Source organism: Parafilimonas sp. (assembly GCF_051953455.1).
GTDB lineage: Bacteria > Bacteroidota > Bacteroidia > Chitinophagales > Chitinophagaceae > Parafilimonas.
Window position 1 is genome coordinate 1 of the sequence record NZ_JBQCIT010000024.1, and the last position, 25,081, is coordinate 25,081.

The window sequence follows — 25,081 nt, forward strand, 5'->3', positions numbered from 1 at the left end:
TTTCTTTATAAATATTTATAATTAATTTGATAAAACTCTCAACACAGCGATCAACGAATCGCATATTCTTGGCTATTTCAAAAGCTCGTTCAAAATTAATCCGTGCGGTGGTCAGATCATTATTGGTATCATAAAGAAGCCCGAGCCCAAAATAGCATAGTTCTTGAATTTCGACATAACCAAACATTTTAGAGAGTTCCATTGCCCGATCATAAAATGGTTTAACAAAAGCCAATGACCGGCCTTCTGTTCTATAACATGATGCTAACGAAAAGCTGTATCCACATAAATGCCTGGGTGCGACTTTATCAACTCCAACTTTTCTCCGTTCAATTACAGCTTGCATATAAGTTATGCTCTCTATCAATAACGGTTCTGCTTCGGTACATCTTTCCATACGAATTAACATCCCTCCTAAGTTACCCTTATATATAGCAGCATTGTAAGGGTCATTATTTTTTTTCATTACTTCAATCGCGGCATTTTGTAATTCGATAGCCTTATCAAAATGAGCCCTGTTATTTGTTTGTCGTGCTTCAATATGATAAAGATGAGCTGCCTTTATTAGCATTTCACCCTGCAGAAGAAAATTGTTTATTGGTATTTTAGCTTTTAATGCCTTTTCCACATAGTGTTGACCAGTAACAAATTGTCTCGATTGTAAAAACAAATTCATTATTAAAATATCGGGATTATTTAGCCCGGTATTGTCCATAGTTTGAGCAAACCATGCGTCTATGATTGGTTTCCAATTTTCTGCTGGAACGTCAACGCGCTCATAAGAGTTAAACAAAAGCTCATAGACTTTTTGAAAAAGAATATTAGAATTACACTTTATTTTAATTGCACTTTTATATTTATACAAACTATCTTTTTGTTCAATATCTTGAGTGATAAATTGTTCTACGTTTGTATGTTCAATGATATATGCATCTTTATTTTTTTTATCTGCGAATCTAAATGCTGGTGTAATATCAAAATGGTCTGAAAAACTATACCCCCAATATAAAATGCTGTTCCAATCATCCAAAGCATATAGGCGCTTAAATAATTCCTTCATCTCGTCAGTCAATGAAGCTGAGGCGACTTGTTGAATTTCTGTTACGATTGACCAAGGATCACTTATTGTTCCATGTAGCTTTATGATAATAGGCTTGTTAATTGATGATAAATTTTTAGGTACTACGTTTAGATTATGAGAGATCATATAATCCATGTTTTTTAAGCAGCCTAATTGATCCAGAGCTTCTTCAATATTTTCATCAAAATTGGTAGTGATTACTATTTTTATTTTTCCAGTGGCAATTAAATTTGCAATCAGAAAATGATTAAGATTCGGATTTACAATTGCAAAAATTTTCAGAATGGGTTTTATGTCTATAAATTGACTTAAAATTTCCATTGTGGCCTCAAAAGGGTATCCAAGATTTAAGTATTCATCAATGTATTTTTTTTCTGTTCCAAGCAACTTTAATAAATATTCAAGAAAATTTTTCACAACAGGAATACCAGAATTGAATGAAATTCCAGCGCCACAAAATAATATACAGCTTCCCGAAAAAAGAACCTGCGATAAATCTATTAAATTGAGCTTTTTCATTTCTCTTTAGCGGTTTTTGTGCCTGATTAATTACCTAGGTTAGCTTTTCAATATTCATGATCTATATAAAATAGCAAACTATAATTGCTCTGATTAACCCAACTATGCTTTTCAATTATCAATGTAACTTTTCCAATCTTTAATTCTAAGTTTTTAGTTTTTAATATTGCTTTGGAAATACTATCTGGCAACTTATATCTTGTAGCTGCGAGATATAATGTTTCAGCAAAATCTAAAAACTTTTTAATTGCTTCATTTGCTTTCTTGACGTTTTTTACATCCAGTACTAAATGAAGTTGCTTGACTATTGTTTCAGTCCCTTGAACATAATAGTTAACAGTGTTGGCGTTGAAATCGTCATCAAGTTTTGTATAGTTGGATGAAGCTGACCACTCGTTTTCATAGGTGTTCGTATAAAACCTTGTACTAATCCCTTTATTGATTAAAAAATCTTTTGCTGCATAGGGCGACCATCCTAACTCGTAGTCAACGTTAGGAGGATTCTTTTCAATTTTCTGCAGTTGTTTAATTTTTTCAATAGAATTTGTTACATCGTCTTTTGAATTTATTTTTCCTATGAATAATTGATTTTTCCACCGTTCAAAGCCTTGGGTATTTATGTTGAATCGAAGTAAGGCCTGCCACTTGGCCATACTTAAAAGCTTGTTATCTTTTATCCGGAATTGCATCATAATAAAATAACCTTCATAAGCCATGTACAATGACATTAAATAGATGAATGGAAGAAACCATAAAGCAAGAATTGGTGATAATATAAAGTCCCTTAATGTATCGTAAGAAGCAAATTGATGTATGTGGGTGGATATTTCATAAATAGTGTATCCAACCAAAATAAAACCAAACAATACCAAGAGCTTTGATAAAAAATTTTCGAGCGGTGCGTATTTATTTTGGGTTTTACTGACGACTTGCAAGCCAGCTATTAGCACAATCGAAGGAATAAATATAAGTTCAACAGGAAGGCTGAAAGTATATATACCAGTAACAAACTCTATGATAACAGAGAATTTGAAATTTTCTTTTACGGCATCTTTAAAATAATTCTTTTCATTTCTGACCTTATTAAGATTCAACATAGTACTAATGATTGCAAAAACGCACCATGTTATCGTGTCTTTTAATTGGCTTACAGTCCAGGCATTAAATTTTGAAAGAAAGTAAACGCCTAATAAAGTGTAAGACACAGCCAGTAAATACGGAACCAATATTTTATAATGAAAAAATTGTCTTGTTAGTGACTTAAGCGATTTTCTTGTGTCAGGTTTAGTGATTATCCAAGCGAAAAAAATTAATGACCATATAGCGATTGCTATTTCTCTGTTGTTGAATATTTCTGGTATTATATTAAGTCAGTTTAAAGTTATAAATGCAAAGTACTTAAAATGGCAAATTATCATCGCTATTAAAATCTTGTAATGAATTTTCTGATGGAGATGTTCCCTTCCCTGTAACAATTTCTTGAGCTTCATTTTTACCTTGCCACTCATTTGCAATAACATCCCAATTCTCTTCACGACTTGATTCCCTTGTCCACACCTCCCAAAAATCTGGGTCATCAGATTTAGGACGGTATTTCTTTTCAAGTTCATTCATCTCTACCAAGATTGGAATTGGTGACGCCCAACCTAAAAGGATAGCTTTCCTCGTAGGAAGCATTGGTAATTCGCTTAATAAACCACCAATGTTATCAGGAACCAATCTTTTCACTAAGTCCTGATCTCTATCGTTCACCAATCTATGCAAAAGGAATGTATTACATTGGGATAGAACCGTATCTGATAATTCAGATGGCCGTTGAGAAGATATAAACAAACTCATTCCGAACTTTCTTCCTTCTTTTGCAATCCTTTCAAAAGTTTGGCTACAGATTTCCAAAGGGCTTATTTCGTCGTTGTTAGAGCTATATTTTTTAATAAAGTTATGTGCTTCTTCAAGCATGATAACGGTTGGTAAAAGCACATTGTTTCTTCTTCGATAGCGTTGTGTTGCTTCAAATGCCATTCTGGAAATTGAGGCAACTACTATATGCACTACATCAGCAGGGATAAGTGATAAATCAACCACTGATATTCCCGACAAATACGAGTTTAACCATTCTTCTAATGTAATCGAAGGATCATTGCCAATGGTGGCTTTCATTCTTAGATCAGATAACAAAGTGCGTATCCTCATAATTAGAAAATCAAGAAATTGAAGAACACCCTGCTCTTCAGCAATAACTTCAAGATGATCAGGAAGGAGATTAACGTGAAAATCAATCGGCATATCTTCATTTGGGCCTAACTCAATAAAATTTCCACCTAAAAATTCTAATAATGTTTTAATAGCATCAAGTGCTGCTGTTGCTTCAGAAATTTCAAATCCATCATAATATTCTATATTCTCTCCATTTTTTACGAAAGATTTAAATCGGGCTTTAGCAATAGAACCGAGGGTCGCGCTCAGTTCTTGCAGATGGTTTTTAAGTTCTCCAGAAGCTTTGGCTTCAAAAAAAGCTGCTTCATTTGAGAAACTTTGCAATTTTTTTCCAAAAGCGGTTTTACCAGCCTCCTTAAATGCAGCCACTCCAATGTTAATATCACTTCGCAAGGAAACTGCGCAACTAGAAAAATAGCTTCTAACAGCAGCAGAACAATCGGTGGAATCAACTTTTCGTCCTCCTTTGAGTTCCCTCAATGCTCTGCGCAAAATGGGTCTTTGTGTTCTGCCGGTTGCAAGGGTAAATGAGCTCCATTCATAACTATTCCAAAACCATGCGGGTATTCTTAATTGTTTAAATGTTTGTGCTTCCTCTGGCGTAATATCTATTTTAAACCTTTTTACAGCAATATTCAAATCATCAAAAGAACTGCTATATTCTCCGTTAGGATCAAATATTATAAATCGAGCGTTTAGATTTAATGCCTTTTCCTGTTTGACTTTTTCAGCTTCCACTAATGACCATCGAATTAATCCGGCGACTGAACACGATTTACCGCTCCCTGTATTACCTAATACTGCTACATGTCTACCAAATAATTTGTTCGGATTGATTTTAACTATCGCATTTCCAGCTACCGGTGCCTTCCCAATTTTTACGCAAGCTTGTTCATCATCGTTTTCAACTATAGACTTTAGTTGCTCGTCTTTAGCTAATACTACCGTATCACCTATCGAAGGAAAAGAATAAACACCTCTTTCAAGTTTGTAGATTGCTTCTTTGTCTCTTATTTCGGTTTTGAGTGTCCCAATTGGATTAACCGCCATTTTCCTTAATGGAAATGGTAAATCTATCAGATCATAGTCCTTGAATCCTTTTCTTTTTGGGTATTGAGAATGTTCAACTCCTAACCAACTAATAATACCTACAAGAGCTCCCACCTCATTAGGTATTAAAACAAAGCCGTTGATTCGAGGAAATAAACTCGGTACACCGGTATTAAGCGCTGTATTTTGGGGTGCATCAGTTTCTAATAGAATTTTTATTTCATTTGGCGAAACAAAATCTACAGTGCCTATACTTAGGTTACGCAGCTGATCAAAATTAAAATGGGAGATCGTCATCTTGATGAGGTTGTTTGATTGAAGAAGATTCTGTTGAATTCGTGAACGTCGTATTTTGTTGGTGACCAATATCTCTTTTACCTATTAAGTCTCTCATTTTAATAGTTAGCCTATCTATAGCAGACTTGGGCAGATAATTATCAACTAATTGCTCTAAATCACCAAAATGACTTCCCAATAGTAACGTGTACTGAGCGCTGTTTTTATCTTTTAAAAATCTTTGAATTCTATCTCCAGGATCACTAAATGATATAACTACCAGGTGGGTAGAAGGTATGGTGAACATATCAGCAATAATTCTATTGATGTGAGAATCTCCAAATCCATAACCATAGGTTACGATAGCGGAATTAGGTCTGCAAATCGCTGTAGAAAAGTCTCTAAATAATTCTGAATACGGATAATATGCTGTTTCAATATCTTTCGCTGAATTTGGATATATCACCACATGTTCAGTAGCTTTTTGTGGTATGTCGGGGTGTGTTTCATCAGCGCCAAATGGCAGTAAAGCTCTTATTATTTTTGCCTGCTCTTTAAAATTCCAATCAATGGAACCATGTAGTTTAGTGATGCGTGCCACTCCTTCCACATAACGAGGTTCGCCCCTTATTCCGGGAGGATTATAATGGAAGTCCAATTCAAGCCTTGTATTTCTAAAAATTGGCTGCAGTTTACCTTTAAAACGATCTATAAGTATAACTCCTACCTCATCACAACCATACTCTAAAAATCTGTCATAATTAGTTGTAAATAAATTTAGCCTTTCTCTGGATGCAGCCCTGCTTGAAAAACTTAATAAAAAAGCCTGTAAATAACCAAAAGCATTTAATACTGATTCTTTTCTTTCTGCCTCCTCAGAGGTTAATTGCTCTTTAAATAATCTTTCTGTTTTAAGTACAGATTTGATAAAACTATTTAAGGCGTTATCTAATTCATCTTTTAAAGTAAGTGCAATATCTTCTTCTAAAATTTCATACCCTCTATAAAGTTCTAATGCAACTCTAAAATCATCTTCCAAATTTGCTTCTCCGCGTTCCATAGCGGCCGCTGATTTATCTGAGCTCAGTTTTATTTTATCCTTATAAACATCACTTTTCAATTCTATTCGACCCATGCTTTGTGCCTTAATCTTTGACAAATACGCAATAGCATTAGTCAGGCCTGAACCTGCTAATAACGAAAAATGTTCTGATTGAAAAATTGCACTTAACCATGGCTCAATCTTCATCCGCCATTCTTTGGCATCCGGTGTATCATCACTGCAACTTAATTCGGTACTTGTTTTTACAATATGCTTTTTTGCCCAATCAATTTTATTCATGAGTAAGATTTTATTTTAAGGGAATTTTCAAGCAATCTTTATAAAATAACTAAATAGAAATCATACTTAGCTTTGGTAAGTGTGTAATTGCCATTTTTATTTTTGCTTCTTTAATTTCAATCCAGCACAAACAAACTCCAACAATTCACATGGATTAACACCCATCGCAAGTGCGATAAGGTAAAGCTCATCAGCTCGCAGTTTGGTGCTATCGTTTAAGGTCAATTGATTAATTCGGGCTTTGCTTAAACCTGATCTTCTTGCTACTTCTGATTTATTTACTGATTTAACAGCTAAATACTCTCCTAACTTAGTCATCTACTTTCAGTTATAATTTGAAAGTAAAAAAGTTTGAAAAAATATTAAGAAAATGAATAAAATGGATAGAAAGTATATACATTTGGATATTATCTAAACACTAAAAAATAATAACCGAATGCCTAAATAATAATTAATCACAGATATTAAAAGCGTATTTGCTTTATTCCCGTTACTGAAAACTACGACCTTTCAATTGATCGCGGGATGATAAGGTAAATCGCTCACGTTATCCTTACTATATTTAAGGCTTGGCGTGGGCGTTCTTATTCGCGATCATGGGTGTCGTAGCCCTTCAGTAGCAATAGGAACTAACCCACGCTTCTTTTTTGCGTTGGCTGGTTCAAACCATTTCCTCACCATTCAATACCCAACCAATGCAACACATTCAAAACAATGGAGGGGCTGCCTACGACAACGATTTGTCCTCTCACTCCAACACCGTTAACCACATTCACCTGCATCCTTCGGCCATTACTACAGAGTATGATACATGGTTAAAGCAAACCGGTTCTTTACTGCAAACCGCAGCTATACATGCAAGCCTTCAACCCCTGCTGCAACTGCTGGTATTAGCGTTAGGGCCGGAGCGCATTTTTGTGTTGCCTTATACAACTACACTCAACAACACAAAGCAGCATTATACAGAGATCATTATTATAACAGATACCGAAAGCATTAACGAAGAAGCTGCACAAACCTTTACTAATATTGCCGCTTTTAAAATGCAGCAGGTGCATATAGTGGTACATACCGTTGAGCAAATGGAAGCTGGGCTGGCGGCAAGCAACCTGTATTATACCATTGCCTGCCGGGAAAGGTTTCTGGTTTTCTCCGGCAGCCCATATAAACTGCAACCTGTATTGCAGGAACAGCAGGCGCTTGCAGCATCAGCCAGGGAAAGTTTTCAGCAAAGCATAGCCAATATCAACGAGTTGTTTAAAACAGCAAGGGCCGCCAAAAAACAGGAAGCGGTTACCGGTTTAATAATCTTACGTTCTGTAATGGAACAGTTATGCAGAACGGTATTGTATAGTTTTGGAGAAAAAGATATTTTCTTTACCAGCCTCTGGCAACTGATGCAGCCCTGTATCTTTTACCTGCCGGCATTGGAGGTCACACTACCTGAAAAGAAAATACTGGATGCATTGGATAATGTTTCTGTTTATCATGCCAATATATTTTCCGGCTTTGATGAAGCCACCTCCATCACCACCCTGTTTGATGTGGCGGAAGCCATCATCATCAACACCACAGAGGCTTTTGAAAGCAAATTGATGTTATTATCTGGATAAAAACCCCGAGGGTTTCAAAAACCCTCGGGGTTTAGGGCAAGTGGTTTTGTTTCTTTAAATGCATGCAATAGCAGCTTCAGGCATTATTGAACATTAACCAATAATCAGTCAAACCGCATAAGTACCAGGGAACAATAGCTGAAGAATCATCAGCACAAAGCTTAATCAAGGCGAATGAGCGAACGTGCTGAATATCGTTCGCTCTTGATCTTTTTGTTACTTTTTGCATCAAGGGAAAAAGTAAAGAATAAAAACGATCAACTCATGATAACCGAAAGCAAAAATATTGCAGCATGTTACAGTTCCATCTGTTGGTATTATAAATCAATTGACCTGCCGGATTCCAGGAAATACATTCAATCATCACTGATGGCTGCTAACTGCAAAAAGCAATGGAAAGATGGGCCACCTGCTGATCTGATCTATTTTTATGAAGACTTCACCAAACTCTATAATGCCACTACTCATCTTGCAGCAGCAGGTTGCAAACGACAGGCAGCCATTATTGATGAAGCTATAGATATAGATGATTGCAGCAATACCAGCCTCTTTTGCGATGCGCACAACAAAACGGAAAGCCGGTTATGGATGCCGGTATATCTTTCTCCAAAAGAATACTGTAATCCTTATAAAGCGCTTAAAAAAGCCGTACGGTTTATTGAAAAAATCAATGAAGATGATGAATTGTTTGACATGATTATAAACATGCTTTATCACACAACAGCCTTAACGAATCTTATGTGGAGTGGGATGTGCTAAAAGTAAACATCATGCTGCAAAAGATACTGGAAGCAACGCATCTGTTATATGTGCGGGCCTGCACCAAAGATGACTGCTTTTTACACAACAAGACAGGTACAGCGCCACAGGGAGATATTGCTATATGTAATCAATCATAAACCGACTTATATATGATAACCGAAAACAAACATATCACCAATTGTTATAACAGCATCAGTCTTTTCTTCGATGCTTTCGACTTGCAACATGCATACAGGTATATACAACAATCACTGCTGGCAGCAGGCAGCCATGGCGTATGGGCAGGAAAATATCCGGCTGACCTTATTCACTTCTTCCACCGTTTTGAAGTGTTGCTGGACGCATTAATTGAGATTGCCGGTTGCAAGTGCAAAAGGCAAAATGCAGTGATAAAGCCTGAGGATAAAAAGCAGTTGCCTGATATTAAGAACAGCCGTCTTTTTTGCAGTCCCTACCATGAATATGAAAGCTGGCATTACCTGCCACGGCATTTATCGGCAGGTGAATTTTTCAATCCATACAAGGCATTAAAAAGATTGACGCCGCATATAGAAGATACAGGTGAACTACTTAATAGTATTCTTCATTATGCATTGTGCGGTGAAAGCCTCGCCGATGAAGGGATGGATACGTTACAGCTAAACCTCATGCTGCAAAAACTATTGGAAGCGGCACACCTGCTGTATGTACGCATGGCTATAACAGGTAATGACACAACAACGGATGATGGTGAAATGGAATAAGCCTCTCCCTAAATCCCTCTCCAAAGGAGAGGAACTTTAAAACCATCGGGATTTGCAAAGTATCTAACTGATAAAAGTTAACCCATGCATGAAGAAAATACTAAACGAAAAAGGTTTTACAAGCCGTATCATTTTTTAAGTGAAGAAAACGGCAACATCATGAAAGGACTGAAACAGGTATTTATAGATTATCACCCTTGTGATTTTATTGAAGACATAGAAGAGTGGCAAACAATTGCCCTGATTAACGGTGAGAGCGCCTATGATGAAGGCGGTGCAAGGGAAGACCTGCTTGATTTTACAAATGCCTTAATGAAATTGTCAGAGGCGTTATGGCCGGTATATAAAAAACAGTGCAAGGATAAGTCATCAAAAGCATTAGCACATGCCGATATACAATTACAGTTGTTGAATAAAAAGGAAACAGAGCATCCACATAAAGTGATTCAATACTTCTGCAACACATTCAGTAAGCGATATTCAAGGATTGAATTGCTCGACCTGCTGGAAGCGGTGATTACCTATAAAGGTTGCCGAAAAATACATAAAGGCAGCCTGATACTAATATACCAGCATTTAGACTATCTTATTAGAACGGCTTATGTTTTACATAAAAAGAAAAGGAACCTTAAATAAACAAATATGCTACATACAGAATTTGTAAATAACCCGTCGGCAGAAGAATTGTGGAACCTGTCAAAAGAATCGGTTGAACAGCCACTGAAAGCCATTTACCAGTTCTTTGATGCGTATGGTTTGGGTGTTCCGCATGAAAGGCTATGGCAGATGTTGAAACTTACGCTAAGCAGTGAAGAAGTAAACGACTGGAACCAGGTGCAACGAGAAAACTGTATTCATTTTTATGAAATGTTATTGGCGCTCATAAAATCAAACTATGTGCTCTTTTTAAAAATGCGTAAGTGAATTGTAAAACATCTAACCAAATGAATCATGTACTACCTTTTAACCGAACGCTTTAAAGAACAGGAAGCAAAGCTGGTGGAAATCATTCAGGGCGCCTGTTCGCCGGTAAAGATATTCCTGCTGGGCTCATCACTAATTTCAAGAAGAACAGAAACAGTATTCATGGCGGATGCACCCACCTGCAGCCATGTTGGGCATTATTATGTGCTGGTTGTTATTAACAGCCTTGAAACTAATTCTGTGCAGGATAAGATTGAAAACAGGTGCAAGAATTTTATTCCAACAACAGCTGTCATATTAAACGAAAACCGTTTTGATAAATGGATAATGGAAGGCCACCCTTTTGTCCGAACTGTATATGAAAGAGCTGTGATGTTGTATGGTGAAAAAGAAAAACGGCTATTACCTGATACAAGCAATGCTGCTGCTATCGAAAAAGAAAATAATGAAATTTATACAGCCGGTTTAAACAAGGCGGAAGAATTTTTAGCCGGTGCAGAGCTTTACCGCATCCGGTCGCAAAATAAAATGGCAGCCTTTATGCTGCACCAGGCAGCAGAACAGTCATTAATCACCTTACTTAAACTAAAAACCGGCTGGCATGTAAATACCCATAATCTGGATAAGCTTTACCGCTACTGCTGCATGGTTTGTTATAAGCTGCCGGAATTGATATTTGGCAATAATAAAGACCGAAACAAACAACTGTTTCATCTCTTACAAAGAGCGTATGTGGAAGCAAGGTACAGGGGCGATTATAATGTGAATGCCTTTGAGGTCAAGACAATGGAAGAGATGGTGAAAAGGGTGTATGAGGTGTTGGAAAACCCATTTGTTTGCCCGCAGCAATAAAGACATCACTTACCACTTCACTACCGGGTTTTTCCACCAGTCGTCCTGGCCGTTTTCACTATAATACAAACCAAAATAAATGGACATAGACCTGGCACCATTAGCCGGATATTGTACCCGCAATAAATACTTCCCCTGACGAAGCGGCAGAATGATAGCTTGTCGCTTATTCGCGGTCGTTTCATCCACACGCAATAAAAGTGAATCGTTAAACATAAGCGTGGTACCTGCCGGTGGCGTGAGTTGCAGCACGTAATAACCTTCTTTATCAATTTGCACCCATCCGTCCATTAACCCCAGACCATTTCCTTTGAATGTTCCTGAAAGCCGGCTGCTATCTTTTAGTTTGGCTGCCGTTTTTTTAGGTTGCAGGTAATCACCTGAACGCAACCCTACGGGGATGGCATGGTCATAACGTCCGCTGGGGGAAAAAGAAAATAGTTTTAGTTTTTCCGGTTCACTAATTATCAGGTGGTCATCCATTTTTTCGCTGGCCCTGGCAGGCACGGTGCCATCCAGCGTATAGCGGATATCGGAATAATCGGTAGGAACAAAAAGCTTTACCGGCCGGTCTTTCAGCACAATGCCACTGTTTGGGTAGCACTGAGCATGGCGGACATAGTAACCAAGATAAGAATACTTGAGCCCATCATAAGTCGATTTAAATATAGTAGAGCCATGCGTTTCGCCGGGATAAAGGGCTGAATGCCAGTGCAGGCCCGGAGGTGCTGATACCTTCAGCACACTGTCCATCATGTCGCGGGCCATTTCATGGTAAGAGTTTTCCTCGCTTCTCCCACCAATATTAAGTACGGTATTGGAGAAGTGCATCGTTGGTAACCGTTGCGCTGCAACCCGCGGAATTTGCTGGTTGTCATTATGCAATGCAGGATCGGCAACCGTATAAAAGCGAAACAGTGAAGGCCTCTCAAGTAATGCATAGATTGTAAACAGGCCGCCAAAAGAACCGCCACAGAGGCCGTTGTCGCCACTCGTTCGATACTTTTTATTGATATAAGGAATCAGCTCCTTTTCAAAGAATGCCAGGTAATTGGCTGCCCCGCCTGAACTGTCAACATCCGGAAATTTGGTGGGAGTTAAATCCCGGTTACGGAGATTAAAACCATTTACATAACGGTTTGGTACAGCAATAAGAATAGCAGGCGGCGCGAACTGCATGTTAACCATATAACTGAATATCTGGGTAAACAGGCTCCCGTCCCATTCACCATCCAGGAGATACCAGACATCATAATGGGTAGTATCATTAACGTAGTTTGCGGGCAGGGTAATCACGATATCTCGCCGTTCGCCCAGTACAGTCGAATACATCGAGTCCTTGAGTGGCGCAGCATATTGTGCCTGGCTGCATACGCCAGATAAAATAATAATAACAGAAACAAATACCCGGAGAAGCATATTTTTTATATATTTCAGTTAATAAATTCATTTCTTCGATGTGCGCCGGATTAATTAATCATCAGTATAATTTATGTTCATTTTATTTACAAATTTCAGTAAATAACACCGCTTTCATCCTTTTGCCGGTATTTATAATGTGATTCAATTGCTGCCATGCAGCAATTGTTTTTCCGGCCATAACCAAAACCTTATTACTACTCCAGCAATGATTTTTTGCTGATAGCGCTTTATTTCTTCATGACATTAAATTAATTTTTTGTGATGTTGACAATACAGATTACCGGCTTCTTTTCTTTGTTGCCCATCTTCACAAGCAGCGCAAGTCTCTATAAAATTTATAGCAAGTTCAAGAAAGAAATATACCTTTTTTATTTCAATCACGGGCTATCCTTTTAAACAAAAATCGTTTTGATAAATGGACAACAGAAACCCATGCTTTTACCCATGCTGCATATGAGAGAGCGGTGGTGATTACAATGTGAACGCTTTTAGACTTTCTGCGATGGAAGAAATAGTGAAGGATGTATGGGGTGGTGAAGGAGACAAATCCTGTGAAATTAAGCTCATGAAGTGACTTAAGTTTTTTTGATATGATTATGATTAGATTCCGGAACTTTAAATATGATGCAATTTATTTAATCGGTAAAAGCTTCGACAACAGTGTATTAATTACTTTTAATTTTAGATAACATATAATCTGTTAGAAAATATCCGCCAATTTTAGGAGCGCCCCTGAATTCTACCAATTGGGTAAGCTTTTGCATATCTCTTCGTATTGATACTTCTGATACCCCAGTAATTTTTGCCAGATCTTTAGATTTAAGGCCGGGTTGCTTAATCAATTCCTTTATAACCCACACCATTCTTTGTTTTACTGTATCATTTACTGTATCATTTACTGTATCACTTACTGTATCACTTACTGTATCACTTAATGGAACGGGTGCTCCATCAGGTAATGGAATAATCGTTTTAAAAGTTTTGGCCTCAATAAATACAGGCTTTCCTTTTCCGGCATACTCCTTTGTAAAACGGTTAGCGGTTAATATGCCTGAGCCCAACTCTTCTACGCGCCCTAATTGTATAAAGAACTTTACAATTAAAGGATTTTTAGGGAAGGGTGCAAAATTAGCAGGATCAATAGGCCCATCGCCATGCGGGTTATTGGCATTTTCTGTTTCAACCCTGTCTGCATAAATAACAAAATTGCCTGAAGCTGCATTTGTGTATTCTCGATGAATGATAAGATTGGCAACAATTTCCCGGAATATCTTTGCACGAAGGCTTATTCTCTGATCTCCTTCCTGATAAAATTTATCTGGAAGATGGCGGCTCACAAAATCCATCAACACTTCATACGCTTCAACAAGATTGGTCTGAATATATGCCCTGTCATCATAACGTTCAACATTATTTATTCTTACCAACGCATCAATTTTATAATGCGGTATAATCTGTTGAATTACTTCATCTTTCCCCAACAGTAAAACAGCAGCCAGTGTAAAACCTTCCTGGCCGCTCAGGTAATCTTTTTTCCAGAGGCCGGAAATTTCAAATATCTGCTTGTCGTTTAATGTCAGCCAGGGATGTGCCGGGTTATTACTTCGGATAAGGTTGCGCACTTTATTAAAAAGGCCCGGCTTAAAATCCTCCATTTGTAAGAACGGGTAAATAATACCTTCAGTGTAATGATTGCGCTTACGATTAGCAAGCCCAGCAATCAGGTGTGGCTGCTCTACTTTATAATCACCATCATTACTGCGGTCATAAATTATCTTCCCCGTTTTATGTACCTGCGAACTGGCAGGTACTTGTATATGTATTAGCTTATGACCAGTAATGGTATATACCTGCGGAAAAAGAATAAATGGGGGATCGATTTTTTGTGGGTTATTCGAAAGGTTTACCAGGTCTGTTACCATCTTCGAAACAGCAGTGTCATCTATTCCTGTAACAGTTCCATTATCATCAACACCCAAAAGAATACTTCCACCATCCCTGTTAAGCATACCACAAATTGTTTCAAAAACATTGCTGGGCAATGCATTGGCAGCCTCTTTAAATTCAAGATGTATATTTTCTTTTTCTTTCAGCAAACGCTTGATTCTTGCTATATCCATAACTACAACTCTTTTCTAAAAATTTAATTCTATTTAAAAATAGAGGAAAGCCTTTCCGCAAATTCTTTTTTTATTTCCCGCTCAAAACTGTCTAAATAGTTTTCCGTTGTTTTTATACTTGAGTGCCCCAGCGATTCTTGTATATACTCTTTGCTTGCACCTGCAAATTTAAGATGGGTAGCCACCGTATGCCGGCTGACAATGGTTGAAGATTTTTTCTGAATACCTAATTCTTTAAAAACTTCCCTCATCCATTTATTGGTTGTGGCAATAAAGTAGTCGATCTTAAAAGACTCTGTAAGTGGATTAAGCCCTTCTTCTAAAATTGGAAACAAATAAGTATCAGTTGATTTATAAACATTACCCCATGTATTTATAATGCGTTGAATATCTTCCGTTATATAAAATGTTATTTGTTTAGCATCGCTGGCCGATGTTCTTTCTACTTTTGAACGTTCGAAAGTGATGTAACCTTCATCTATATTCTTATACTTTAACAGCGCTACATCTTTTGGGTTCATTCCATTTCCGAAATACATAAATAACCACATGTCACGGGCTTTGCTTTTTTTAGGGCAATCTGTTTGGTAGCAATAAATTTTTTTTAAATCTTCTCCGGTTAAAGCCTTCTTTATATTCCTGCTGGCGGGAATAATATATTTACGCCGGCCAAATGGATAATTTTTTCTTTTAGCCAGGTTGGCTTCAATGGCTTCATTATACATGGTACGCATGTTTCTTGCATACATGCCAACTGTAGTTTTCGATTTGTTTTGCTGAAGCAGCCAATATTGATATTCTGCCAGATAATCAACTGTTACATCGGCAAAGCGAACGTTGCCACGAAATTTTTTAAAAGAATGATAAGCTGTTTGATAATGCACTGCAGACCCGATTTTACCGATACGCAACAGCCGCTTTACATAAGTTTGAAACATGAACGAAATACTATCCGGGTATGGATGCGTTTCCTTAAAAATCACAAACCTTTTTTCATATATAGAGTAATCAAAAGTTTTAGAACTTTCATGCTCTTTTATTACAACCTTTATTTTTCTTTCTTTAAAAGCCGGGTTGTTAAGCACAAAACCTTTTTCAAATTCATCAAAACTAAAATCATCTATTTCTTTCAAATACAATTCGGCGGATATATTCAGGTCTTTTAAATTTTCACGCAGTTGTTTTATAGCGCCCTTTGTGTTTGGTGAATAAAGCTTTTCAAAATCTGCGGCTGTAGTTTCAAAAACAGTTTGATAAGATTTAGATTTCCTTTTAAACATAACCCACATTTTAATAGGATATGTTCCATTTTCTTTTTGCCGGCGCATGTCCGGTCTTGTTACAAACGTTACTGACATAACTGATAATTTTTTTCGTTTACACAAATCCATTTCATCCAACATTTGCAAACAATTTGCAAACAAACTAACAGTTAAACCACGTTTTGAAGGTATTTGTAAAGTTTGACTAAATCAAATAAAATATTGATATTCAAATAATTGAGTAAAATTAGAGCAAGTTAAGTAAAGCTAAAAAAGGCACTTTTAAGAACTTACAAGCAGAGGGTCGGCGGTTCGAACCCGTCAACTCCCACCAGGAAAAAGGTTCACAAAAAAGTGAGCCTTTTTTATATAGCCCTATTGAAAATTAATCTGATAATTGACAGAAATCAATTAATCGTATACTAATATCCTGAAGCAATCTTCTGTAACTTTATAAGGCACACAAATTGGCACAATGAGATATTTACAAAAATTGCTGCTGGTTTTTTTATTGCCGGTTATATGCCTGTCATGTGAAAACAAAAACACCGCACCTTCCAAAGAACTTATCAGCAAGCTGAATTTAAAAAGAGGCAATCTTATTTCCTGCGGGGTTGCCAATGCACAGTTCGGTACAGTTGATTTTAATATGAGCTGCGATGCTTCAGCCAAAAAAGATTTTAACCTGGCTGTTGAGTTACTGCATTCTTTTGAGTACGATGAAGCGGAGAAAATATTTGCGAAAGTGATTGATGAATCGCCAAACTGCGCAATGGCTTACTGGGGCGTTGCCATGTGTAATTTTCATCCGTTATGGAACCCGCCAACTGAAGCTGAATTGCAAAAAGGCTCAAAGGCAATTGACATTGCAAATAACATACAACCTAAAACAGACAGGGAAGCCGGCTATATAAATGCCATAGGATTGTTTTATAAAGACTGGAACAGTAAAGACCATCATACACGCTGTGTGCTTTTTGAAAAAGCGATGGAACAACTCCATACAAAATATCCGGATGATAATGAAGCTTCCATTTTTTATGCCCTGTCACTGGATGCATCTGCTGTTCCAACCGATAAAACCTATGCAAATCAAAAGAAAGCTGGCAATATATTAAATGCACTCTATACAAAAGAGCCGGATCATCCGGGCATCATCCATTATATTATACATACATACGATTACCCGGCGCTGGCGCAGCTGGCTTTGCCTGCCGCCCGGAAATATGCACTGGTGGCCCCTTCTTCAGCGCATGCACTGCACATGCCTTCGCACATATTTACAAGGCTTGGGCTTTGGGATGAAGCTATCCGTTCCAATATGCAATCTGTGGCTGCTGCACAGTGCTATGCAGAACAGGCAGGTATTGCCGGCCATTGGGATGAGGAACTGCATGGCCTTGATTATTTAGTGTATGCTTATCTTCAAAAAGGAAATAATAAACTTGCTGCAGGACAGGTTAAGTATTTAACCGGTATCAGGTTTGTTTACCCGGTTAACTTTAAAATAGCCTATGCTTTTGCCGCCATTCCTTCACGTTATGTATTGGAGAACAAGGAGTGGAAGCAAGCGGCTGCATTGCAGTTGCCACAGGCAAATTTTTCATGGGATGCATATCCGTGGCAGGAGGCCATTGTTCATTTTACACGATTATTAGGCGCTGCGCATACGGGCAATGAAGAAGATGTAAAAAATGAACTGGCAAAACTTAACCAGCTTAAAAACAGGCTGGATAAGCAAAAGGATAGTTATAAAGCAAATGAAGTTGCCATACAAATAAAAGCAGGTGAAGCCTGGATGCAATTTGAACAAGGCAATACAGCAAGCGCTCTTGCAGCAATGAAACTTGCTGCGGATATGGAAGACAGCACAGAGAAGCATCCTGTTACACCGGGTGAAGTGTTGCCTGCAAGGGAATTGTTAGCAGATATGCTGATGCAGGCCAAACAAGATGAAGCCGCATTAAATGCCTATGAAGCAGTATTAATAAAAAGCCCAAACCGTTTTAATAGTTTATATAATGCAGGCATAACAGCAGCAAGATTAAGCGATCAGCAAAAAGCTTCTTTATATTTTAAACAACTGCTGGCTATCGCTGATACTACAAATTCCGTAAGGCCTGAAATAAATGTTGCCAGGGCATTTTTGAAGCGGTGACAACGCATTGTAGAATTGCTTTTTAATAGCTGTCTTTATAAAACTGCCGGTACTTTTTGTCTTAAGCATCCAAATAAATATCATTACTATCCATTCTGCAACAGTAAATTTTATGATGATGAGATGTTCATTATATGTATTGTTGTATAAGTTAGCAGCCTGTAAATAATAATACATTTGCCTGATGGCTTTGATCAATTTCAATAAAATATTAACCTGGGCAGATTTTCCCAACTCGCTGCCTGCAGGTAAATCAGAAGATGCAAGAATAAGCGTGAGCTGGAAATTAGATGCAGATGAATTTCAGCGGAAAGGTAATGCCATCGTTATAGGAAATTTTACAGTTGAAATATTTCTCGTGCCTGATGCTTGCGGTGTAGTAAGAAGCGTTGTTTCGGGTGACAGGGCGGTGGCTGAAGCTTTGCTGAAACATGAGCAGGGGCACTATGATATCATTGCGCTGGGTGCAAGGGAATTTCATAAAAAAGCAGCAGCTTTATCAGCACCAACTGAACAGGAATTAAATAATAAATTAAGCAAGCTGCAGGAAGAAATGACAAAGAAAACTGATGAGGCCGATGCCCGTTATGATATTCAAACCAATCATAGCCGCAACAAGCAAAAGCAGCAGGAATGGGAACGGTTAATTGCAACTGAAAAACAAAAAGCTGATGGCAGCGTCAGTAGCCTGCCTTAAGCTAAAGCCACGTATCTTCTCCCAAAACACTATTATAAAAGCTTTTTGCATCAGCAAGTTTTGTTATTTTATCGCTTGCATCCAATTCAAAGGTTGTAGCAATATCCAAATGTACAGGTAACAAATAATCGTATAAAAGTTGCAATATTTTTTCATTATTGCCGCCGGGCATAAATTGCTGCAGCACTTTATTTTTTTTGCAATGAATGATAATATGAATTTCATCTTCTCCCGTATCAAAATGCATATTTCCTGTGGTTAGGTCTATGCCAAGCGCACTATCGCCCAAAACACTTACTGCGGGATTGGCTGGTTGCAGCGGTAGTTGCGGTTGCAAGGAAATTGTTACCGGTAACAGGAACATGGTTTCCAGGATAGTTTCTATGGCATCAAAGTCATCACGAAGATTATGCAGGATGGGAATCAATAAAATAAAAATATTGGATTGCCTTGCATCAAGGTATTGAAATATTTCCCACTTATCAGCGAAGATGCTTACCAGGTCATCATAGTGTGAACGCTTATCCAACCTGTTTTCATACAGGGCCATCTGCATGCGCAGGAAATTGATGGCCGTTTCAAACGGCAGAAAAAATTTCCTTGCATTTACTTCTTCCTGCCGGCGTTGTTTAATGCTTTTGATGATTTCCTTTCCCGTCTTTGCATTTTTATGGGGTGTGGGTTGATGAAACAAACCTTCAGGAAGCATATCGTAAATCCCTTCCCGGCTTGTATTTATAAGTGTATATGCTTTATGATCGTATTCAGATAGTTCATCTTCAATTAAGGTAACATCGCTTCTGAAAGAGCGTTTGGTGCCGCCAGATAATAAGATCATTATCCTGTCTGCATTCAGGCCGTGCTCAATCAATTCCGCAGCAATAACCTCTGCTTTAAAATCAATATCATAATTGCCAAAATAAGTATGTGGAAGCGACTGCATACTATTTATACTTTTTGGTTTAATAATATCCTGTAATTATTGCTGACGCCCGAGCGTTGTTGCAGTTTTGTTTTAAGCTGTTCACAGAAATTTTCCCATGATGCGGCATTTAACAATTCATCATCGGCGGGTGTTAATATAATATCTATTGTTTTCCTGAAGGTTTCTTTTGGCAGCGGCGATAATTCAAAACCTTTTTCAATTTCAACATTACTTAGTTTTTCTCCCAATTCATAAAAACAAAAATTGCGGATATCTTCTTTTGTAATAATGCGGTTTCTCGTCATAATGCCATATCTGAAGGCCTGTAACCTTTCATCTGCACGCAGTTTGTTTTTACCTCCAACAGTTCCCGTTATTAAAACAAGTGAATCCTGCTTCACCGTTAATCCTTTATTTAATTGCAGTTTTGTATTGGCGCGTATATGATTGGCAATTTCAGCAAGCGTTGTCCAATATTTCACATACATCATATCAAAACCTTCAAATGGTTTTACAATAATGTAATACGGAATCTCATTGCCGTTAACGCCATACCCTTTTGTTTTCTGCTCCATCAAAGAAATTTTCTGGTTCATTTCTTTGAGTGTGGTGGCCATAAAATCATAACCATAGGAAGAAAATGCGGCGCCTTCGCTGCGCAACAATTCAAGCAGGTACTTAATAAAGTCCTTTGCATTTCTCGTATCAAATCTTTCCACGCCGCCGTTGCGTAAAGTATACGTGCCATATTCATCTTCGTCTGTTTTTTTATAAGGTACCGGTTTATAAGTATGCGTGTTATCTGTAAGCGAATGAACCGACAGGAACTGGTCAACCCCGTTTGTTTTAAGCGGTACAATATTGCTGCCGCCTTTCAGCCTGAACTTTAGATCATTTAACTGCCGGTTCATAACCGGGAATGCATTGGTGTAAACCTGCATCTCATCAAAATATTCAGGCAGCATAGCTGCGGGAAAAACAACCTTTATCCAAAGCAGCTTCTCCGTTAATTGCTGCAGATCATTTTCTGAAAAATTATTGGTGAACGATGGCGGGTAAGCAGATAAGCCGGCATTAATATTTTTAAGCTTTGTACCCGTTATTGTAACGAAGCGCTGGTTGTAATAATGTTTGATATCTTTTTCCAGTAGTGATAATACATCGTATTCAAGAAAAATGTTTTCATAAGCATCTGTGTTGCGCTCCTTTTCAGCGTATTTCAGCGTTTGTTCAACAGCAATTTCAATATCGTTGATATACCATTTGGTTATTGATAAAAGTTGATAAATGCGGCCTGAAAGTTTTGGTTCAATATTTTTCAGATCAAAATAAAAAAACAGGTTATTGATGTCTGTAAGTTTTGGATTGATCTTTAAGCCTATCCAGAGTGTATTTTTTTCTGTTTGTTTTTGTCTGCTTTGCGCTATAAGCTGTTTGCCTGCTGCGGTATTGCACGCATATAAATGTTCAGGCGTGGCCATATACGCAACCTGCGCATCAAATAACTGCACGGCATCAACCGGAGTAAAATATACTTCCAGCGAAGTGTCCAGCACTTCATCCTGTTTGGATGATATTTTTTTCTGCGTATAAAAATTAGTGGTATTAGGTAGTATCTCGGCAGGTTCAACGGGCAAGGCATGCATAATCGCATGCGCAGGGTTTGGGCAGGTTAAAAAATCCGGCGCCATGAGGTTTGAAACTTTTTCAAGTATCCGCACCTGCGAATCTTTTATTTCATTGCCAAGACTATACAGCTCTGTGGACAAAGCTTCAAGAATAAGCTTTACAGCAGGATCAAGATCATCACTGTTTTTTATATTCCAGTAGTTAAGCGCATGCTTAAGCATCCTGGTTTTAATCATTTCTTTTGAGGCGTCAAATTCAGAAGGCATGCTTATAGGTTTTAATCAACTGACAGTGGGCTTAAAAATAAATTGGTTCTAAAGTGCACGGGCTCGCCTGTTTTGTGAAGCGTTCCGTAAATTTCAATTTGAACGTGCTTCTTTATCTCAACAAATTGTTTTATACCATTGAATTTTTCCATATCGGTTATAGCAACACTTATATCTATATCCGATAACCGGCTTTCATGTGTGCTGATAGATTTTAATAAAGACTGGCGAAGTTTTTCTTCCCACAATCTTGCGCTTACAATCAGTTCAAAATCCAGGTCCCATATCTCACAACCAAAAGTTGGATCACTCCTATGCTCACCAAACCTTGTAGTGATAATCAGTTCGAGGTTTTTTGTTACCGATGTAAGTAAATCGCATACCGGCAACTCTTTTCCTTCAATAACTGCCCCAAAGGCCAGTGGTGTTTTATAGTAAACGATGCTCACGAAAAAGTTTCTGTAATTGTCGTAATTATGGTGTTAGCGAAAACACGAACATTATAATAATATTTATAAATACATTACTCTAAAGCAGGCAACACAAGCTTACACGTTTTACATGGTTAATACAATTTGGAATGCAAACTTTTGAACGGCCTGTTTACAAAATTCCTGATTAGCCTTTATCATATGCAATATGATTTGTCCGCCCGGGCTAACCTCGTTTCCATTGTGCAGTTTTTAGCGATTAAGTTATGCTGATAATCCTGTTATCAACCAATAAGAAAAACATTATAATGTCAACAATTGCTTTGAACGAATCAATGAAAACGGCTGTTGAAATAGCACAGTCTTTAGCCAAAGAATACCACAACGGTTTCTTTTATCCCGCACATTTATTAAGGGCGATGCTGCATAAAGATGTTGGCTTAAAAGATTTTATTGATTCAATCGGTAAAGACACTGCCTATATTATGGAGTGGGCAGAAGTACATATGGAAGATGCGCCAAAGGCTGCCAAAGCCAGAGAAAATATAAAGGGCGATGACGGCATTAAACAAGCTTTTGAAGAAGCAGATAATGTGCGTATGAAAATGGGGTTAGATAATATTACGCCTATCGCCACACTCGTGGCGCTGGTAAAGCCAGGTGTTGCTTTTACATCGGAACAACTAAAATCGTTTCCTGTAAAAGAAAAGGAGATACTGGATGTTTATTTTAAAGATGATAGCATACAAAACGCGGTAAAAACTTCACCGGAAAATAAAACCAATGCATCTTCAGGTGCTTTATATAAATATTGTATTGAACGTACTGCATTGGCCAAAGAAGGTAAAACAGACCCGATCATCGGAAGGGATAAAGAAACAAGAATGATGATTGAAACTCTTGGCCGCAGAACAAAACCCAATGTAATTATAACAGGCGAAGCCGGTGTTGGTAAAACAGCATTGATTGATGGTTTTGCATTGGATATAGTAAATAATAAAGTGCCGGCGCAGCTTGCCGGTTCTTTACTTTTTGAACTCGATCTCGGTGCACTGATTGCCGGTGCTTCGTATAAAGGTGAAATAGAAGACAGGTTAAAAAATATACTGAAGGAAATAAAGCAATTTCCCAAAGCCATCCTGTTTATAGATGAAATACATATACTGCTCGACAATAAAGGTGGCGGTGGTATTGGCGCCGGCGCTGCCAATCTTTTAAAGCCAGAACTGGCAAGGGGTGAGATAACGGTGATTGGTGCTACAACCAATGATGAATATAGAAAATACATTGAAAGTGATCCTGCTTTTACGCGGCGTTTTGAAGCATTGAATGTAGGTGAACCAGATGTGGTTGCTGCCGAAAAAATGCTCTCCAGGCTTGCGCCCAATTTTGAAAATCATCACCAGCTAAAAGTAGAACCTGAAGCCATTAAGGAAAGTGTTCGTTTATCCAAACGTTACTTGCGCGACAGGAGATTGCCCGATGTGGCTATTGATCTTTTAGACAGGACAATGGCGGCTATTAAATTAATGGTTGATACCAATAAAAAAGAACTGGAAGATTTAAAAGCGGAATTTGAAAAAATAAAGGCAGGAAAAGATAAACAGCCGGAACATGAATTATTTGCAGAATATAAATGGCTGAATAATGTATTGCAAAATAAAATAAGCCCTGTTTTATTGGGCAAACTGGAAGAGCCCGCCCAAACCGATAAGTTTGAAAAAGCGGAACAATTTGAAAGTTTTCTTTCTCAAAGCTTTGACAGGTTGTTGTTGCTTACCGATGAGAAAAAAGATTCAGTAACCAAAGAAGATATCGCTTCCGTTATTTCTTATAAAACAGGTATTCCGCTGGGCAAAATACAGGCGCAGGAAAAAGAGCGCCTGATGAATATGGATGACTATTTAAAGAAAAGGGTAGTGGGGCAGGATCATGCGGTAAAAGCCATAGCCGCAGCCGTGCTGGAATCGAGGAGCGGGTTGAATAAAAAAGGACAGCCTATTGGTTCTTTCTTTTTTCTTGGACCTACGGGCACAGGCAAAACAGAGCTTGCAAAATCTGTAGCCGAATTTTTATTTAATGATGAAAAGGCTATGATAAGATTTGATATGAGCGAGTTTAAAGAAGAACATTCAGCAGCCTTACTGTATGGCGCGCCTCCCGGTTATGTTGGTTATGAAGAAGGGGGTATGTTGGTAAATAAAATACGGCAAAAACCTTACTCAGTTTTATTATTTGATGAAATAGAAAAAGCGCATCCATCAGTGTTTGACACTTTCCTGCAAATATTGGATGAAGGCCATATGCATGACAGGCTTGGTAAGGAAGGAGATTTTTCCAATTCAATTATCATATTCACTTCCAACATTGGCAGCGAATGGATTGCAGGCGAGTTTGAAAAAGGTGAAATACCGCCTTCAAACAAGCTCATGGAAATTATGACAAAATATTTCAGGCCGGAGTTTTTAGCACGCTTAACGGAAATAGTTCCTTTTGCGCCCATCAGTGAAAAAAGCATCGTTCGCATATTTGAAATTCAAATGAAAAACCTGTTGGAAGCACTGGATAAACAGGGCATCAAATTTCAAATTACTGATGAAGCCAAAAAGCATCTTGCATTAACAGGCTTTACACCTAAATATGGCGCCAGGCAAATCACCGGTGTAATACGGTCGCAGTTAAGCAGGCCCATATCCAGGTATATCGTTTCAGGTGAACTGAAAAAAGACAATAGCCTGCAGGTTGATCTTGCAGATAATGCACTGAAATGGACGATTAACGGATGACTGTTT

General features: G+C 37.9%; 21 protein-coding genes. 10 read left to right on the forward strand and 11 right to left on the reverse strand.

The genetic code is table 11. From position 1 onward, the window contains the following. The 5 genes from ACTHN6_RS09295 to ACTHN6_RS09315 all read right to left on the reverse strand — a co-directional run. Window positions 1–1,600, reverse strand: a 1,600-nt coding sequence (locus ACTHN6_RS09295; protein WP_440435478.1) for an SIR2 family protein, incomplete at its 3' end; no start/stop codon positions are given. Between the two features lie 47 nt (window positions 1,601–1,647). Then, on the reverse strand, window positions 1,648–2,697 hold the full coding sequence (locus tag ACTHN6_RS09300) for a hypothetical protein (RefSeq protein WP_440435479.1): 1,050 nt from the start codon (window positions 2,695–2,697) through the stop codon (window positions 1,648–1,650). Window positions 2,698–2,998: 301 nt separating this feature from the next. After that, complete coding sequence (locus ACTHN6_RS09305; RefSeq protein ID WP_440435480.1) at window positions 2,999–5,164, reverse strand: ATP-binding protein; 2,166 nt, start codon at window positions 5,162–5,164, stop codon at window positions 2,999–3,001. Next, window positions 5,145–6,485, reverse strand: coding sequence for an SIR2 family protein (locus ACTHN6_RS09310; RefSeq protein ID WP_440435481.1), 1,341 nt, complete (start codon window positions 6,483–6,485; stop codon window positions 5,145–5,147). Before ACTHN6_RS09310 ends, ACTHN6_RS09305 begins: the two co-directional genes overlap by 20 nt. 96 nt (window positions 6,486–6,581) lie before the next feature. Then, window positions 6,582–6,803, reverse strand: a complete 222-nt coding sequence (locus ACTHN6_RS09315) for a helix-turn-helix domain-containing protein (RefSeq protein ID WP_440435482.1) — start codon at window positions 6,801–6,803, stop codon at window positions 6,582–6,584. A gap of 377 nt (window positions 6,804–7,180) precedes the next feature. Between ACTHN6_RS09315 and ACTHN6_RS09320 the strand changes: the two genes are divergently transcribed. The 7 genes from ACTHN6_RS09320 to ACTHN6_RS09350 all read left to right on the forward strand — a co-directional run bounded on the left by ACTHN6_RS09320 (window position 7,181) and on the right by ACTHN6_RS09350 (window position 11,379). Further along, window positions 7,181–8,098, forward strand: coding sequence for a hypothetical protein (locus ACTHN6_RS09320; protein WP_440435483.1), 918 nt, complete (start codon window positions 7,181–7,183; stop codon window positions 8,096–8,098). 174 nt (window positions 8,099–8,272) lie between these two features. Continuing rightward, on the forward strand, window positions 8,273–8,857 hold the full coding sequence (locus ACTHN6_RS09325) for a hypothetical protein (protein WP_440435484.1): 585 nt from the start codon (window positions 8,273–8,275) through the stop codon (window positions 8,855–8,857). An 11-nt stretch (window positions 8,858–8,868) separates the two neighbouring features. Next, window positions 8,869–8,997: a hypothetical protein gene (locus ACTHN6_RS09330; protein ID WP_440435485.1), complete on the forward strand. Its 129-nt coding sequence runs from the start codon at window positions 8,869–8,871 to the stop codon at window positions 8,995–8,997. A gap of 12 nt (window positions 8,998–9,009) precedes the next feature. After that, complete coding sequence (locus ACTHN6_RS09335; RefSeq protein ID WP_440435486.1) at window positions 9,010–9,603, forward strand: hypothetical protein; 594 nt, start codon at window positions 9,010–9,012, stop codon at window positions 9,601–9,603. 84 nt (window positions 9,604–9,687) lie between these two features. Further along, complete coding sequence (locus ACTHN6_RS09340; protein ID WP_440435487.1) at window positions 9,688–10,239, forward strand: hypothetical protein; 552 nt, start codon at window positions 9,688–9,690, stop codon at window positions 10,237–10,239. A 6-nt stretch (window positions 10,240–10,245) separates the two neighbouring features. Beyond that, window positions 10,246–10,527 carry a hypothetical protein gene (locus ACTHN6_RS09345; protein ID WP_440435488.1) on the forward strand — a complete coding sequence of 94 codons (282 nt, stop codon included), beginning with the start codon at window positions 10,246–10,248 and terminating at the stop codon, window positions 10,525–10,527. Window positions 10,528–10,554: 27 nt separating this feature from the next. Further along, window positions 10,555–11,379 carry a HEPN domain-containing protein gene (locus tag ACTHN6_RS09350; protein ID WP_440435489.1) on the forward strand — a complete coding sequence of 275 codons (825 nt, stop codon included), beginning with the start codon at window positions 10,555–10,557 and terminating at the stop codon, window positions 11,377–11,379. A 9-nt stretch (window positions 11,380–11,388) separates the two neighbouring features. Here the strand turns inward: ACTHN6_RS09350 and ACTHN6_RS09355 are convergent, their stop codons facing one another. From ACTHN6_RS09355 to ACTHN6_RS09365, 3 genes are all read right to left on the reverse strand, one after another. Then, window positions 11,389–12,798, reverse strand: coding sequence for an alpha/beta hydrolase-fold protein (locus ACTHN6_RS09355; protein WP_440435490.1), 1,410 nt, complete (start codon window positions 12,796–12,798; stop codon window positions 11,389–11,391). 668 nt (window positions 12,799–13,466) lie between these two features. Further along, entirely contained in the window at window positions 13,467–14,921 is a 1,455-nt protein-coding gene (locus ACTHN6_RS09360) for an RNA-binding domain-containing protein (RefSeq protein ID WP_440435491.1), read from the reverse strand. Window positions 14,922–14,950: 29 nt separating this feature from the next. Further along, window positions 14,951–16,279 (reverse strand): tyrosine-type recombinase/integrase, encoded by a 1,329-nt coding sequence (locus tag ACTHN6_RS09365; RefSeq protein ID WP_440435492.1) that lies wholly within the window; start codon window positions 16,277–16,279, stop codon window positions 14,951–14,953. Between the two features lie 379 nt (window positions 16,280–16,658). Here ACTHN6_RS09365 and ACTHN6_RS09370 point away from each other — a divergent pair, with 379 nt between their 5' ends. Next, window positions 16,659–18,341: a tetratricopeptide repeat protein gene (locus tag ACTHN6_RS09370; protein WP_440435493.1), complete on the forward strand. Its 1,683-nt coding sequence runs from the start codon at window positions 16,659–16,661 to the stop codon at window positions 18,339–18,341. Between the two features lie 184 nt (window positions 18,342–18,525). Continuing rightward, the gene (locus tag ACTHN6_RS09375; RefSeq protein WP_440435494.1) at window positions 18,526–19,038 is read left to right on the forward strand and encodes a DUF922 domain-containing protein; all 513 of its coding nucleotides are present in this window, start codon (window positions 18,526–18,528) and stop codon (window positions 19,036–19,038) included. Between the two features lies 1 nt (window position 19,039). On the opposite strand, the gene ACTHN6_RS09380 is transcribed toward ACTHN6_RS09375, so the two are convergent. From ACTHN6_RS09380 to ACTHN6_RS09390, 3 genes are read right to left on the reverse strand one after another with little or no spacing between them, the layout of a single operon-like run. Then, window positions 19,040–19,981, reverse strand: a complete 942-nt coding sequence (locus ACTHN6_RS09380) for a hypothetical protein (RefSeq protein ID WP_440435495.1) — start codon at window positions 19,979–19,981, stop codon at window positions 19,040–19,042. A 5-nt stretch (window positions 19,982–19,986) separates the two neighbouring features. After that, entirely contained in the window at window positions 19,987–21,858 is a 1,872-nt protein-coding gene (locus ACTHN6_RS09385; RefSeq protein WP_440435496.1) for a hypothetical protein, read from the reverse strand. Window positions 21,859–21,869: 11 nt separating this feature from the next. Continuing rightward, window positions 21,870–22,307, reverse strand: a complete 438-nt coding sequence (locus tag ACTHN6_RS09390) for a GPW/gp25 family protein (RefSeq protein WP_440435497.1) — start codon at window positions 22,305–22,307, stop codon at window positions 21,870–21,872. A 290-nt stretch (window positions 22,308–22,597) separates the two neighbouring features. Between ACTHN6_RS09390 and ACTHN6_RS09395 the strand changes: the two genes are divergently transcribed. Further along, on the forward strand, window positions 22,598–25,075 hold the full coding sequence (locus ACTHN6_RS09395) for an ATP-dependent Clp protease ATP-binding subunit (protein ID WP_440435498.1): 2,478 nt from the start codon (window positions 22,598–22,600) through the stop codon (window positions 25,073–25,075). Window positions 25,076–25,081 lie beyond the last annotated feature (6 nt).